The 14,187-nt window shown below is 58.8% G+C and carries 17 protein-coding genes; 13 read left to right on the plus strand and 4 right to left on the minus strand.

The genetic code is table 11. The features are described 5' to 3' along the window. The first annotated feature begins 126 nt into the window (after positions 1 to 126). The 4 genes from PHI64_RS15030 to PHI64_RS15045 are packed head-to-tail and all read left to right on the plus strand — an operon-like array spanning position 127 to position 3,372. Entirely contained in the window at positions 127 to 351 is a 225-nt protein-coding gene (locus PHI64_RS15030) for a DUF465 domain-containing protein (protein WP_299884229.1), read from the plus strand. A gap of 33 nt (positions 352 to 384) precedes the next feature. Continuing rightward, a complete protein-coding gene (locus PHI64_RS15035; protein WP_299884230.1) occupies positions 385 to 1,689 on the plus strand; it encodes an O-acetylhomoserine aminocarboxypropyltransferase in 1,305 nt (434 codons plus the stop codon). An 11-nt stretch (positions 1,690 to 1,700) separates the two neighbouring features. Continuing rightward, positions 1,701 to 2,522, plus strand: coding sequence for an alpha/beta hydrolase (locus PHI64_RS15040; RefSeq protein ID WP_299884233.1), 822 nt, complete (start codon positions 1,701 to 1,703; stop codon positions 2,520 to 2,522). A 55-nt stretch (positions 2,523 to 2,577) separates the two neighbouring features. Then, on the plus strand, positions 2,578 to 3,372 hold the full coding sequence (locus PHI64_RS15045; protein WP_299884235.1) for a DUF2189 domain-containing protein: 795 nt from the start codon (positions 2,578 to 2,580) through the stop codon (positions 3,370 to 3,372). Here the strand turns inward: PHI64_RS15045 and PHI64_RS15050 are convergent. Then, positions 3,369 to 4,229, minus strand: a complete 861-nt coding sequence (locus PHI64_RS15050) for a DMT family transporter (protein WP_299884237.1) — start codon at positions 4,227 to 4,229, stop codon at positions 3,369 to 3,371. The two genes, PHI64_RS15045 and PHI64_RS15050, sit on opposite strands and share 4 nt — an antisense overlap. 175 nt (positions 4,230 to 4,404) lie before the next feature. Here PHI64_RS15050 and PHI64_RS15055 point away from each other — a divergent pair, with 175 nt between their 5' ends. The 3 genes from PHI64_RS15055 to PHI64_RS15065 are packed head-to-tail and all read left to right on the plus strand — an operon-like array spanning position 4,405 to position 6,060. Then, positions 4,405 to 5,115 carry an SIMPL domain-containing protein gene (locus tag PHI64_RS15055; protein WP_299884239.1) on the plus strand — a complete coding sequence of 237 codons (711 nt, stop codon included), beginning with the start codon at positions 4,405 to 4,407 and terminating at the stop codon, positions 5,113 to 5,115. After that, on the plus strand, positions 5,112 to 5,549 hold the full coding sequence (gene dtd / locus PHI64_RS15060) for a D-aminoacyl-tRNA deacylase (RefSeq protein WP_299884241.1): 438 nt from the start codon (positions 5,112 to 5,114) through the stop codon (positions 5,547 to 5,549). The genes PHI64_RS15055 and dtd overlap by 4 nt, the downstream gene beginning before the upstream one ends. Next, positions 5,518 to 6,060 (plus strand): C40 family peptidase, encoded by a 543-nt coding sequence (locus tag PHI64_RS15065; protein WP_299884243.1) that lies wholly within the window; start codon positions 5,518 to 5,520, stop codon positions 6,058 to 6,060. The genes dtd and PHI64_RS15065 overlap by 32 nt, the downstream gene beginning before the upstream one ends. Before the next feature lie 24 nt (positions 6,061 to 6,084). Here the strand turns inward: PHI64_RS15065 and hemB are convergent, their stop codons facing one another. Next, positions 6,085 to 7,089, minus strand: coding sequence for a porphobilinogen synthase (gene hemB, locus PHI64_RS15070; protein ID WP_299884245.1), 1,005 nt, complete (start codon positions 7,087 to 7,089; stop codon positions 6,085 to 6,087). 683 nt (positions 7,090 to 7,772) lie between these two features. Then, positions 7,773 to 8,369, minus strand: coding sequence for a 3'-5' exonuclease (locus PHI64_RS15075; RefSeq protein ID WP_299884261.1), 597 nt, complete (start codon positions 8,367 to 8,369; stop codon positions 7,773 to 7,775). Positions 8,370 to 8,803: 434 nt separating this feature from the next. Here PHI64_RS15075 and PHI64_RS15080 point away from each other — a divergent pair, with 434 nt between their 5' ends. The 5 genes from PHI64_RS15080 (at position 8,804) to PHI64_RS15100 (ending at position 13,010) form a co-directional block, all read left to right on the plus strand. Then, the gene (locus PHI64_RS15080; protein WP_299884247.1) at positions 8,804 to 10,162 is read left to right on the plus strand and encodes a site-specific integrase; all 1,359 of its coding nucleotides are present in this window, start codon (positions 8,804 to 8,806) and stop codon (positions 10,160 to 10,162) included. Between the two features lie 560 nt (positions 10,163 to 10,722). Beyond that, positions 10,723 to 11,700 (plus strand): hypothetical protein, encoded by a 978-nt coding sequence (locus tag PHI64_RS15085; protein ID WP_299884249.1) that lies wholly within the window; start codon positions 10,723 to 10,725, stop codon positions 11,698 to 11,700. Positions 11,701 to 11,833: 133 nt separating this feature from the next. Then, positions 11,834 to 12,031, plus strand: coding sequence for a hypothetical protein (locus tag PHI64_RS15090; protein ID WP_299884251.1), 198 nt, complete (start codon positions 11,834 to 11,836; stop codon positions 12,029 to 12,031). Positions 12,032 to 12,075: 44 nt separating this feature from the next. Further along, a complete protein-coding gene (locus PHI64_RS15095) occupies positions 12,076 to 12,513 on the plus strand; it encodes a phBC6A51 family helix-turn-helix protein (protein WP_299884253.1) in 438 nt (145 codons plus the stop codon). Further along, on the plus strand, positions 12,510 to 13,010 hold the full coding sequence (locus tag PHI64_RS15100) for a hypothetical protein (protein ID WP_299884255.1): 501 nt from the start codon (positions 12,510 to 12,512) through the stop codon (positions 13,008 to 13,010). The genes PHI64_RS15095 and PHI64_RS15100 overlap by 4 nt, the downstream gene beginning before the upstream one ends. Positions 13,011 to 13,051: 41 nt before the next feature. Here the strand turns inward: PHI64_RS15100 and PHI64_RS15105 are convergent, their stop codons facing one another. Further along, positions 13,052 to 13,588 (minus strand): DUF4124 domain-containing protein, encoded by a 537-nt coding sequence (locus PHI64_RS15105; protein WP_299884257.1) that lies wholly within the window; start codon positions 13,586 to 13,588, stop codon positions 13,052 to 13,054. An 88-nt stretch (positions 13,589 to 13,676) separates the two neighbouring features. On the opposite strand from PHI64_RS15105, the gene PHI64_RS23620 reads away from it, so the two are divergent. Further along, positions 13,677 to 13,919: a helix-turn-helix transcriptional regulator gene (locus PHI64_RS23620; RefSeq protein ID WP_366945198.1), complete on the plus strand. Its 243-nt coding sequence runs from the start codon at positions 13,677 to 13,679 to the stop codon at positions 13,917 to 13,919. Positions 13,920 to 14,187: the final 268 nt, after the last annotated feature.

Below are 14,187 nucleotides of genomic sequence, written 5' to 3' on the forward strand. Positions count from 1 at the left end.
TGGGTACTATCGCTACTGTCGGTGGGAACACGATCGACGGCTTCAAGTTCCCCGACGACGTTGTATTTCGACGGCCCCACGCCTAAGATTCACGAGAATCCGCTCTCGGCCTGTATTCCATCCGGCATGAATGACTGCATAGAACCCGACGCCGACGTAACCAGCCTGACCTCACGGCTGGCAGTCCTGACCACCGAACACCGGGACCTCGACGCCGTCATCACCCAGATATCCCAGGCCCCGCCCCCCAACAGCGAACTGCTGTTGCGGCGCCTGAAGAAACGCAAGCTCCTGCTCAAGGACAGAATCGCCATGATCCAGCGCATGCTTGATCCGGACGTCCCCGCCTGAGCCCTCCCTCCACCCGACACCACCCGACAACGCATGCCCATTCACCGTAACGCCGGGGCCGACACGCTCGCCCTGCACGCCGGCCAGACCCCCGACCCGGTGCACCGCTCCCGCGCCACCCCGATCCACTTCACCACCAGCTACGTCTTCGAAGACAGCGAGCAGGCCGCCGCCCTGTTCAACCAGGAGCGCGCCGGGCACGTCTATTCGCGCATTTCCAACCCCACCAACGCCGTACTGGAGGAGCGCATCGCCGCCCTCGACGGCGGTGTGGGCGCCATCGCCTGCGCCAGCGGCCAGGCCGCCCTGATGCTGGCCATCACCACGCTGATGGGCAATGGCGGCCATATCGTGGCCTCACGCTCCCTGTATGGCGGTTCCCACAACCTGCTGGGCTATACGCTGCCACGCTTCGGCATCCACACCACCTTCGTGCCCGCCGGCGATCACCAGGCCTGGCGCGACGCCATCCGCCCCGAAACCCGCCTGCTGTTTGGCGAGTCCATCGGCAACCCCGGCCTCGAAGTACTCGACATTCCCGCGATTTCAGCCATCGCCCACGACGCCCGCGTGCCGCTGCTGGTGGATGCAACCCTGGTCACGCCAGCGCTTCAGTGCCCGATTGATCTCGGTGCCGACCTGGTTATGCACTCCGCCACCAAATACCTGGGCGGCCATGGCGTGGCCATTGGCGGCCTGCTGGTAGATGGAGGCAGCTTCGACTGGGAGGGCTCGGGCGGCAACTTTCCGACCCTGACCGAGCCCTACGACGGCTTTCACGGCATGGACTTCACCGAAGAGTCCTCGATAGCCGCCTTCCTGCTAAGGGCCCGCCGCGAGGGCTTACGGGATTTTGGCGCCTGCCTGTCGCCCATGAATGCTTTCCAGATCCTGCAAGGCATGGAAACCCTGGGCATGCGCATGGAACGTCATGTGGCCAACGCACGCCAGCTGGTCGCGCATCTGGTCAAGCATCCCCTGGTGGAGTCGGTCTCCTGGCCCGAACTCGACAGCCATCCCGACCACGCACTGGCCTCGCGCCTGCTCCCCAAGGGCTGCGGTGGCGTGTTCAGTTTCAGCCTGAAGGGCGGGCGCAGGGGTGGCACGGCCTTCATTGAGGGCCTGCGCCTGTTCTCCCATCTGGCCAACGTGGGCGATGCCAAATCCCTCGCCATCCACCCAGCCAGCACCACCCACTTCCGCATGTCGCCCGAGGCCCTGCTGGCAGCCGGCATCACTGAAGGCACCATCCGCCTGTCCACCGGGCTGGAAACCGCCGCCGATCTGATCGAAGACCTGGACCGCGGTCTCTACGCCGCCCAGAAAGCCACCGCCTGACCCCACTGCCGATGAACCACAAGCTCCCCCCCTACCACTACACCGGCGGCCGCAAGACCGAAGCGGGCCGTCCCACCATCCTCTTCATCCACGGGGCCGGACACGACCACAGCGTATGGACGCTGCAGAGCCGCCACTTCGCTTCCCATGGCTGGAATGTGATCGCTCCCGACCTCCCCGGCCATGGCCGTTCCGCGGGCCCGCAGCTCGACAGCATTGAAGCACTGGCTGACTGGATCGTGGATTTCGCATCCAGACTGGGCCTTGGTCGAATCGCCCTGGCCGGCCACAGCATGGGCTCGCTGATTGCCCTCGAAGCCGCCTCCCGTGCGCCTGAGCTCATAAGTCATCTGATGCTCATCGGCTCTGTCGCGCCGATGCCGGTGGCAGCGCCCCTGCTGGACGCCACGCTGTCGAACCGGGACAAGGCCCACGCCATGATCAACCAGTGGTCCTATGCCCCACGCGCCCAGCTCGGCGCCAGCAGCATCCCGGGCATGAACCTCACGGCACTCAACGAACGGCTGATGCTGCGCCAGGCCGCTGGTGTGCTTCACCGGGACATGGCCGCCTGCAACGCCTACACCGGGGGGTTCGAGGCCGCCGCGCGAGTGGTCTGCCCTAGCCTGATACTGAGTGCGGCCCTTGATCGCATGACTCCCCCCAAGGCCACCGCACCGCTGGCGGCGGCCTTCCCGAACACCACCTCCCTACGCAAGCTCATCATTCCGGGCGCCGGCCACGCCATGATGTCCGAGGCCCCGGGGGCCGTGCTCGACGCCCTGTGGAACTTTGTCTGCGCTTTCCCCTCTTCCGCTCAGGAGCCGCGATGATCTGATCCTGCCCTGCCAGCCATCCCCATCCAAAAAACGATAACGGAGACAAAACATGGCTCAGCCCCCCACCCCCGCAGAAGAACAAGCCGGCGCCGGACTCCCCTTCCCTACCATCCGCAGCGTCGGCTTCGGTGCACCATTTCAGTGGATTGCCCGTGGTTTTTCCGATCTCAAGGCTTGCCCGGTACCCAGCCTATTCTACGGCTTCTGCTTTACCGCGATGGGTCTCCTGGTCACCTTCGTGTTCGAGCACGCCTATCAGTACACGTCGGCGGTAACCACCGGCTTCTTGCTCCTGGCACCTTTCTTTGCGATGGGGCTCTACGAACTCTCCCGTCGGCGGGAGCTGGGCCAGGCATGTGCACTGGCCCCCACCCTGACGGTTTGGCGCCGCAATGCCGGTAACATCGCGGTCTTTGCGGCCGTCCTGACCGTCATTTTCCTGATCTGGGCACGGGCGTCGCTGGTTGTCTTCGCCATTTTCTATACCCGGGAGATGCCCAACCTCAGCGGTTTTCTGAGCCAGGTCCTGAGCATGGAAAACATGGAGTTCCTTCTGGTGTATTTCGGGGTTGGTTTTGTCTTCGCACTACTGGTTTTTGCCGTCAGCGTGGTCTCCATCCCCCTGATGCTCGACCGCAACCAAGACGCCGTCACGTCCATGTTGGCCAGCATCCGCGCCCTTGCCGAAAACCCCATGCCGCTGCTGGTATGGGCCGCCCTGATCGTCGGCCTTACCTTGCTGGGCTTCATGAGCTTCCATCTTGGCCTGGCCGTTCTCATGCCGGTGGTTGGGCACGCTACCTGGCACGCCTACCGGGATCTGGTCGAACCCCTGAAAACCTAGGCCCGCGCACGCGCCAGCGCAATCACTGCAGCCAGCACCACTCCACCACCCGTCATCTGGATGAGGCTCACCGACTCATCCAGAAAGACGGCAGCAAGCACGAAGGTGATGACTGGCTCCAGCGTTGACAAGGTCGCTGCATCGGAGGCCCCCAGGCGCTTCACGCCCGCGAAGAAACCCACCATGGCCAACACGGTAGACACCAGCGCAATGGCCAGCACGCTGCTCCACCCCACGACCGATGCGGGAAAGCGCGGCGACTCCAGCATCACCCCCAGCCCAAACACGACAGCCGCTGACAGCATCACCACCGTTGCGGCCCCAAGGGGCTCTTCCTCTCGCAGCACCCGGCTGCCCACCAGGATGTATACCGAGTAGATGAGCGCCGCCGCTACACCCAGGGCGATCCCCAGCGGGCTGCCCTCCAGGCCGGACCCAATGGTGAGGCCGGTGCCCAACAAGGCCGCCAGCACCGCAACGGCCCGCAGGCGAGTCATGCTCTCCCCCAGGAATATGGCCCCAATGACGGTGACGAGAAAGGGATAGAGATACAACAACAGCGCCACCAGGCCGGCAGAAGCATGGTTCAGCGCCAGGAAAAAACACAAGGACTGGCCCACGTAACCGACGCCTCCCATCAGCACCAGCACCATCCTGTTGCGTCCCCGGGGCCACGAGCGCCGCGTTAACGTCATCACCACGGCCATCACCACACCAGCAATCAGAAAACGCAGGAAGAGCAGCATCGAAATTTCAATGCCATCTGCAACTGCAAAGCGGGCGAAAATCGCCATGGCGCCAAAGGAGGCTGCCGATAGCGCCACCAAACCTGCACCCCACATGCGTGAATCCGCCATCACCATCACCCGCCGCTTGAGCCCTGCGCCAAAAGGGGCTGATGCTGCCGTCCGAACCGTCACCGGTCAACGCTGGCCCGTCCGCATTGCCCGCCGACACTTGCATCCCGGGCCGGATTGGCCAGAATGTCGGGGCAATGTCCGTATACCACCCTGCATCCAGAATGAGGCTTCCATGACCCTTCGCCTGATCCGCCCCCTGGCGCTGCTTGCCTTCGGCTTCGTCCTCCCCCATGCCCACGCTGCCGATGCTCCTTCCGCGCCGGCCCTTCCCACCGCCGACATTTCCGTTGAAAGCAGCCGCAGCGCCCCCAACGATCTGTTCCGTGCCCAAGTCTATGCGGAGGCGACCGATGCCAATCCGGGCGACGTGGCCCGTAAGGTGAATGCCATCGTGACCCAGGCCATCAGCACCGCCAAGGGTGTTCCGGCGGTCAAGGTCCGCTCCGCCGGCAACTCGACCTATCCGGTCTATGGCAAGACCGGTCGCAGCATCGAAGCCTGGCGAATGCGCTCCACCCTGGCCCTGGAAAGCAACGATGCCGCAGCCCTGTCCGAGCTCCTCGGCAAACTGCAGCAAAGCATGGCGGTGGCCGGCCTGAGCGCCGCCCCCTCGCCTGAAACCTGGAAGAAGATCGAGGACGAGGCCATTGCCGATGCCCTCGGCGTCTTCGAAGGACGCGCCCGCCTCGTGGCCGGCAGCCTGAAAAAGAAGTGGAAGATCAAGCACCTGAGCATCAACACCGGAGGCATGCAACCCAAACATCCGGTGGTCTATGCCCGCGCCGCCATGATGGCCGACGCGGCCCCGGCGCCAGCCCCCATCGAAGCCGGAGACAGCCCGGTAACGGTCAACGTCAGCGGTCAGATCGAGCTGATTGAATGATTGCCCTGATCCAGCGAGTCCTTGAGGCCCGCGTGACCGTAGCCGGGCAGACCGTGGGGGAGATCGGTCCGGGCCTGCTGGCCCTGGTCGCCGTCGAGAAGGGTGACCAGCCAGCAAACGCATCCCGCATGGTGGAGCGCCTGCTGGGCTATCGGGTGTTCTCCGACGACGAAGGGAAGATGAACCGTTCCCTCACCGATACGGGCGGCGGACTCCTGCTGGTCTCCCAGTTCACGCTGGCGGCCGACACCGCCAAGGGCACCCGGCCGAGCTTCACGCCAGCCGCCGCACCTGCCGATGCAGAGCGCCTTTTCAATGAACTCGTCGCCCACGCCCGCCAACGCCACCCGCTGGTGGCCACCGGCGAGTTTGGTGCCGAGATGACGGTTTCCCTGGTGAATCATGGCCCTGTCACCCTTCGGCTTACGGCCTGAGCGCTGGGCCGCCCTGCTGCTGCTCGCAGTGCTGGCTGGCTGCAGCCAGACACCGCCACGGCAGGCGGGGATTCCCACACCCCGCACGGCACCGCCCGCAGGCGGCTGGTTTGCCCTGCCGAGCCACGACCACGCCCAGGAGGTCGTGCTCTACGCCCTGGGCCTGCTCGACACAGGCTACCGCTTTGGCGGCAAGAACCCGGAGGCCGGGCTCGACTGCAGTGGCATGGTGAGCTACATCGTCGAGCAGGTCAGCGGCCGCAAGCTACCCTACAATGCGGCGGGCATCGCCGAGCGCACCCGTCCCGTCGCCACCCAAGCGCTCCGCCCAGGCGACCTGGTTTTCTTCAACACTCTGGGCCGGGCCTATTCGCACATGGGCATCTACATGGGCGACGGCAAGTTCATCCACGCCCCCAGCAGCAGGGGCAAGGTACGGGTAGACCGCCTGGACAGCCGCTATTTCTCCGAGCGCTTCGAAGGCGCCCGGACGTTGTTGCCAGACGGCTGACCCCACAGGCAACAGGGATCAGGCCTATTCCTTCAGCCAGCGAGCCGCATCAAGCGCGTAGTAGGTCAGAATGCCATCGGCCCCGGCGCGCTTGAAGGCCACCAGCGATTCCAGTACGCAGGCCTGCTCGTTGAGCCAGCCATTCACTGCGGCAGCCTTCAGCATCGCGTACTCGCCACTCACCTGGTAAACGTAGGTGGGCACCTGCAGTTCGCTCTTCACCCGGCGGACGATATCCAGGTAAGGCATGCCAGGCTTGACCATGAACATGTCGGCCCCTTCGGAAATGTCCAAGGCCACTTCACGAATCGCCTCGTTGGAATTGGCCGGGTCCATCTGATAGGTGTACTTGTTGCCCTTGCCCAGGTTGCCGGCGGAGCCCACCGCATCCCGGAACGGGCCATAGAAGCACGACGCATACTTGGCCGAATAGGCCAGGATGCGCGTGTGAATCTGCCGCGCCTGGTCCAGTTCGGCACGGATGCGCGCCACTCGGCCATCCATCATGTCAGACGGCGCCACCACATCGGCACCAGCCTGGGCGTGACACAAAGCCTGCTTGGCAAGCACCTCCAGGGTTTCGTCGTTGAGCACGTACCCCGTCGCGTCGATCAGACCGTCCTGCCCGTGGCTGGTGTAGGGGTCGAGGGCCACGTCGGTGATCACCCCCAGTTCCGGGAAGCGCGACTTGAGGGCCTGCACCACGCGGGGCACCAGGCCGTCGGAATTGAACGCCTCTTCGGCCCCAAGGGACTTCTTGTCGGCCTCCACCACCGGGAACAGGGCCAGCGCCGGCACGCCGAGGGCAACCGCCTCCTCGGCCACCTGCAGCAGGCGGTCCAGGGACATGCGGCTCACCCCGGGCATGGAGGGCACGGGCTGGACGATCTGCTCGCCCTCCAGCACGAACACCGGGTAGATCAGGTCATCCGTCGATAAGCGATGCTCACGCATCAGACGACGGGAAAAATCATCGCGACGCATACGACGCATGCGGCTTGCAGGAAAGGCAGACTGGACTGGACTCATGAGGATCTCACGTACTTACATCTGGAAACGAAATGGGGTAGGAACTTTCTTCCCGCATAAATGTACAAAGCAACAGATGGTGCTGAACCGTCTCCCGCTATACCTCCCTGAGCGGGGCCTTGAGCAAGCAAGGCGCTTTTGACCCCCGGCTCCCCTTGCCGGGGGTTTTTCTTTTCCGGCCTTCGGCCCCACCCCAACGGCACTGCGCAACTCAAGGCTGAATTCTATGCCCAAGCGCCCCTCTGGAACTTGATCTCTGAAAACACAGAACCACTCCGGAGAGTGGTTCTGAAAACTATCGTACCGCCACGGCAGGGATCCCACCCCGTTCAGTGCGAACTATCCGGTGAACGAAAGGCCTGGTTCTGCCCGCCAGACAACGGCGTCCTTACAATCAGATGTACGGCACAGGTATCCATGACACCTGCCCAATAATCCAGCCACCACGTAAACGGGACCATTATTATTTTCCTCTCTGTCTCAGAAGTGGATTGCTTGTCGGCGAGAGAGCACTAAAACCATCGCCAGCAACCCTTTGGGGAGATTTCGTGGAGACAGCTTGCACCCGGGTGGCGGTGCCGGACGAGAACTAATACTCAGATTTCGTCAGATTTTTGTTACGCCAGGGGTGAGCCGTGATACCCGCAGCAATCGGAGTCACTGGCAATCAACAGCCCTTCGGATCAGCCGAAACAACGGCTCAACTGCCCCTTCGGCACGCTCTGGATCCTGCGCAGCAACGCGTGGGACACATCAGGCACCTTGTAGCGGCCGCGCAACTCGTCCTCAAGCCTGAGCAGCAGGCTGGCCGCCATCTCCGCGTCAGCCAATGCCCGGTGGTAGCGCCCCGCCACCGGCAACCCGGCAAAATCGACCAGCACACCGAGCTTGTGACTGGGCGCCTGGGGAAAGACACGCCGCGCCACCAACATAGAACAAGCAAATTCCTGGCACCGGCGTCGGCCAATCCGGGCCAGTTCGGCATCCCAGAAGCGGCTGTCAAATGCTGCGTTGTGGGCGACCAGGGGATAGTGGCCAACAAAATCGGCGACCTGCCCCATCACAACCTCTGCCACAGGTGCGGCACGCACCATCGCATCGGAAATGCCGGTGAGCGCCTCAATGTGCGAAGGAATGCGCACCCCGGCATTCATCAGGCTCTGATAGCGATCCACCACCTTGCCGTCCTGCAGGATGACGGCCGCGATCTCCGTGGCCCGGTCGCCCTGGGCCGGCGACAGCCCGGTGGTCTCGAAGTCAATGACGGCGACGGGCTCCATGTGTTTTCCTTCTGCACACAACACAAGATCGGATGATCGACGGGCCCCTGCAGCGCACTGCTTAAGGAACACCCGGCCCATGACGCCGCGACGAAGCGCCAAACCGGCATGCCCATCGGGTGCCTTTAGCCAACCGGCCAATACAAAGCAAAAGGCCCAGTCCGAAGACTGGGCCTTTTGTTTGTTTCTTTGGTCGGGGCGGCGGGATTCGAACTCGCTACCCCTTGCACCCCATGCAGTTAAGACGGACATCCCGAGATCGCCACTTGCATACAAAATCCGTGCAAACGTTGTGTTTTTTTTGTTTGTTTTCAATGAAGTAGATTTATAATGCATCCATGTCAATCCAGCAGAATCCCGCTTGAAGCAAGTCTGTTTGTTGGGCACATTGTTGGGCACAATTTGATGTGCCTACACATAAGAAGGAATCACGGATGCCACTCACTGCCAAGGAGCTCGAAAATCTGACACCTGAGGACGCCGGACGAAAGTTGTCCGACGGGGACGGTCTTCATGGCCTTGTTCGCGTTAGCAAGGGCGGCGTCATGAGTGTCTTGTTCCGGTGGCGCTTTCGTCACGGCGGCAAGTCTCACGATTACACGTGTGGTACGTGGAAGAAGGGTGTAAGTCTGCCAAGCATCCGAAAGCAAAGGGACGCCGCCGCTGCCATCCTTGCAACTGGCAAGAACCCAAACGAAGAACGGAAGCTGTCCAAGGAGCAGGCAGCAGCGGGGCAAAAAGCTGAGCTAGCGCAGATAGAAGCGCAAAAGGCGGCTCTGCGCACGTTCACGGATGCTCTTTCTAGCTGGTACGAGTCGAAGGAGATTACTGACCGCAGAGACGGCGGGGAATATCTGAAGCGAGCAATTGCAAAGGATGTTTTGCCCAAACTGAAGGGCGTGGCTTTGACTGACCTCACTAAGAGCATGGTTGCCGATATCCTGCATGACGTAGCCAAACGAGCCCCCGTCATGGCAAACAGGCTCCATGCGAGTTTGAATCAGTTCTTCAGATATTGCTGTGATGAGCGTGAGTGGATGACCAAGAATCCACTTGACGGAACTAAGCGGGCCAAAATCGGCGGCAAGGAAGAACCACGGGAACGAACCCTATGTGATCCGGCCAACCCAGAAAAACATGAACTGAAGGAGCTTCGGGAAGCAATGGAAAGGGCCAAGCTGATTGATAGCACCAAGGCGGCCCTTTGGATCATGCTGGGCACGGCATGCCGTATCGGCGAAGTTACTCAAGCTCGATGGGCTGACGTTGATCTTGAGCGAGGTGTATGGACTATTCCCCCGGAGAACTCGAAGAACGGAAAGACTCACACCGTCAGTCTTTCCGCTTTTGCGTTGAGGCACTTCAAGACTCTCCATGAAATCAGTGGTGGGCGTTCGGAATGGGTCTTGCCGTCCAGTTCTAGGAACGCAAAGAAGGGGAGTGGCCCTGTCTGTGTAAAAAGCATTAATAAACAGATCAATGACCGCCAGCGTGAAACCCCGATGAAGGGAAGAAGCAAAGCTACGGGCTCTCTTTGCCTATCGGGGGGGCATTGGACTCCTCACGATTTAAGACGGACTGCCGCAACGATTATGGGCCAATGCGGCGTACTCTCAGAAATCATTGAGCGCTGCTTGAATCACGTTGAGAGCAGCAAGCTAAAAAGAACTTATCAGCGTCAAGAACCGCGTCAGCAGATGAGGGAGGCGTGGGATTTGCTCGGGCTTCGAGTCGAAACGCTACTTTCCGATGAAAATGTGAGCGTGGTCAATTTCAATAACAGAGCAGCTTAAAGCATATGGTTGACATCCATAATGGACCACGGATAAGCTAACTCCACTTCCCTTAAATAAGAAGGGAAACGAGTATCGGACCCCTAGTTCATGGGGCATGATCTAAAAGGTCATGTGATGCGCAAAGGCCAATCGGCTTCAAGCGCACCGCATGGCCTTTTTGTTTTTGCGCTTTCATTTCACGAGAAAGATGCAAACCATGCCCGTCAAACTCATCAAGTCAGAAACAACTTCAAGCAAGCCGAAAGCTGAAAAGCTCATGAACTTGCCTCCCAAGAAGGGGCGGCGCGGGCATGCAAGGGTTCGTATTCCGGCCATTCCTCTCGACATGCCCGGACGCTACGGAACAGGGAACGTGCTTGCCGTAACCGGGTGGTCAGCATCGAACCTCTGGAACCGAATTCGTGACGGTCGATTTCCCCCACCTCAAAAGGACGGAAACCGTGCTTGGTGGCCCACCTCTGTTGTGCGGGAGGCGCTCGGGCTATAAAAAAATCCCCCAGCTTGTGACTGGGGGAGCAATGGGGGAAACCCCCGCGAGTAAAAGAAGGAAATTCATCATGGCACAGTCCATTACCGCTGTCCAAACTCTGCGGAACAACCACAACTGCGAATCTAAAGAAGGTGATTGCGGGAAGTCAGCAAATAGTTCCGCAGCTCGAAAGAGCAACGCAAGGGATGTAGAGAGGTCTGATTCTTATAGGGTTTCATCCAAAAAGCCGGACTTCAGCCTTGGGCGAAGAGGAGCGCCTGAAATCGGCATTCTGCTGAATCCAATATCTCCAAAGATAGCGGATCGTCCTTACCCTTCAGCAATAGCCTCAAAGGATTCGGTGCCGCAATACATCAGGGATATCGACTCGCTAAAAGAGTCAAAATTGAAGCAAGCGTACCCAAAAGAACATACCTCATGGCGAAACAGGCGGGACTATGCAAAGAAAACAGGCATTCCGTTCTATCCGCCTTGGAATTCATTCCCTGTCTTCCTTCGAGAGCTTGGCCCTATTCCCGCCGATGGATACACACTGGACAAGCTTAATCCGGAGGGGGGATACACTCCGGGCAATGTTCGATGGGCCTCCAAAGAGACACAAACTCATAATCGGCGAAATACTGTGTGGCTTATTCACGAAGGGCAGAAGTTGCCTTTGGCTGTGTGGGCAAGCCGAACAAATCAAGCTGAATCAACATTGAGGTGGCGGCACGATCAAAACTGGCCACACGAAAACATAATCACGGGGATTTCTCCCGCGAAAAATCGACCGTTGCCGTTTGGGCATCCATGGCCCATCCGATATGCACAACAATGGGAGGGGTACTTTCAGAGAGACGCCGCTGGCCGTATTGATCGGCTCGATTACCTTATTCTTCAAACATCCAAGCACCTGAAGTCTCTGTCTGAGCGTGCGGACTCATTCTGCTATCCGGCGGATTACTCACCCACCAAAGAGGAAGAGATGGCTTTAGAGAAATTCAATCGCGAATACGATCTTTGGTCTGGTTTTTGGCGACATGCCCAAGGGTTAAGAGCTCGATAGGGTCAAGTCTCAATCGGGCTTCAAGATTGATTTGGATGAATGGAAAGCCGTTGCAATCAATTGCACCAACATCCCCGATTTCTCGGGGGACGGCCCAGACCCCGTTTTGGTCTGGATATGAAGGAGAAACGCTATGAGTACGATGAACTTCGCCCGAGTTTTGGGAGCCAAATCAACCCCCGCTTTGACGACGAAAAAGAAGGAGCGAGGGTTTGACATTGCCACGACCCCGCCGGGGTATGCGCACATATTCAAGAATGAAAAGCCAAAGAGCGAAGTAAATCATTCACCATTGGCTTGGAAGGTTCGCGCTGCTGGATTGATCCGCTGATACCCACTGCTCCCGACTTTTCCAAGAGGCCGGGAGCCTTTTTCATGGAATCCCACAAAATGTCACATCCTCAAAAAATCAATATAAAGCAACGTCTTGCCGCGAGGTTACTGGCTTCGGGCCTAACGCGGGATCAGACAGCCAAGCACGTTGGAGTTGATCCAACAACCCTCAGCAAGTGGAGGAAAAACCCAGCTTTCGAGGACCATATTCATACGCTACTAACCCAACACGAGCAGGAGGCTCTTCAAACCATGCAAGCCCTGAAGCTGAAGGCTGTAGAACGTTTGTCCGAACTCCTACAATCAAAATCCTCTTCTATTGCCCTTCGAGCAGTAGAAGCCGTGCTGAACCGCACCCGAAATGCCTACTCGACAAAATCGGGCCTGTCTGAAGAGGACGTTGCGTGGAGGGCAATGCAGCAAGAGCTAGAACGAATCGCAGCGGATGCGAACCAGCAAGAGAAGGAGTCTCAACCATGAGACAACTAAACTCACTTGAGGCCTCGTGGTCGGCGCAACTCACGGCCTTCATGCTTTACACGATAGCTAGTTCAGTCGGGCTTTCACCTCTAGAACTACCCAGAATGAATCGGCAGCAGCTTTGGAAATCGTACAAAACAGCCAGCCAGCTACGAAGCATTGCCGTGATTCCGCGTCAAATCGCGCAGGCATTGACTATTGGTGAGGTGATCGCCTGCCACCTAGGGCGGCATTGTGACACACCGGCCTTTCCCGACGCAGAGAGCATCGGAGAGGTTGTTGAAAAAGTATCGCTAACCGGAAAAAAGGTTTTCGGAGAGAAGATGCTCAACAACCACGAAGAGGCGAAGCATATGGTATCTATTCTTGTATTCTTCTCAGTTGTTGAACTTCTTGAAATTGAACACCCGTATGCGGAGGGCTATGCCAAAGCACTCGGGTACCGCTTTGATTCGGCGGAGGAGCTTAACCCACTTGAAGAAGTTGGTCTAAAATAAAATTGCTATGAACGAAGCGAGTTGAATTTACTCTTCTCCATTTAGTAAGCATTGACCTTATCCGCTTTCCCATACAAATAGATTACTTGAAGCCGAGCTTTCATACGACCTTCAGAGGTAGGGACATTAAAGTATTGCACTTCATCCCCTCCAATATTCTGCACTGACGCAGGCGGGCCTAGTGTTTCTATCACAAGGAATTTCTGCATTCCTCGCAGGTACATCGCGTAAGTTGCAGCATCACATTTATTGCCCGACAGGCACCATTTGAGCATTCCAGCTTTCCGAACCTCTTCCTGCTCATTGTTGCCGGCTACTTCAGCGCTCTGCCTTGCTTTGGCTGGGGCGTCATCGAGCTTTCTTTGTGAACCTGTGGTGCATGGTGCTTCTTGGTAAACAGTGCGTCCGTCAGCGCCTGAGCAGCGGTAGACGTCGGCGTATGCGGCGCTCGAAGCTAAGAGTAGGCACGCCGAGAGTGCTCCACCAAGCATCGTTTTCGCGGCCTCTGGTCGGTCACTGTTCCGCCCAGTAGAGCTCTTGTCTATCGCACCGCTGCCTGTGGTGAGAATCTTCTTCATTTTGCACCTCCAAGTATGCGAAATGCGCATTTTGCAGCATATGTTATGAAGACGGAAGTAGCTCTAGCCGCGAATCTTGCCGTATTTAATGGGCAGCGCGGTGCAGTCAGATCAGGCCTTCGGACGAGTCGTGAGGGAGCTTCGGCAGCGGAAACGCTTGTCGCAGGAAAAGCTCGCTTTCGCAGCAGGTCTTGATCGGAACTACATCTCTTTGATTGAGCTTGGGAAGAACTCCGCAAGCGTGAAAACCATCTTCAAGCTGTGTACCGCTTTGGGTGTTCGCCCATCTGAGTTGTTTGAGCTTGTCGAATCTGGGTTGGAGGGCGATTGAATGACTGCACCTCAATCAGTGAGCAATCGGCCATCACGTTCTTGTGGATGATGGTAGACGTACGCGACAGAGGAACGAAATACCACGCGGCAACTGCGAATGGATCGTTTTAAGTGCTCTTTGTGCCGACAAGATCCCCAGTAGGGCGCCTCGAAAAACCTCAGCTTGCCCACCCTTGGTAAAATTACATCGTCCTGACCCCTGCTGCAGCTTATCCCGATGAAACAGCGTAGTGCCATCAAGACTGACCTGTTTGCCGACGAACACC

Origin of the sequence: Zoogloea sp. (assembly GCF_028689785.1) — a bacterium.
In the GTDB taxonomy this organism is placed as follows: Bacteria; Pseudomonadota; Gammaproteobacteria; order Burkholderiales; family Rhodocyclaceae; genus Zoogloea.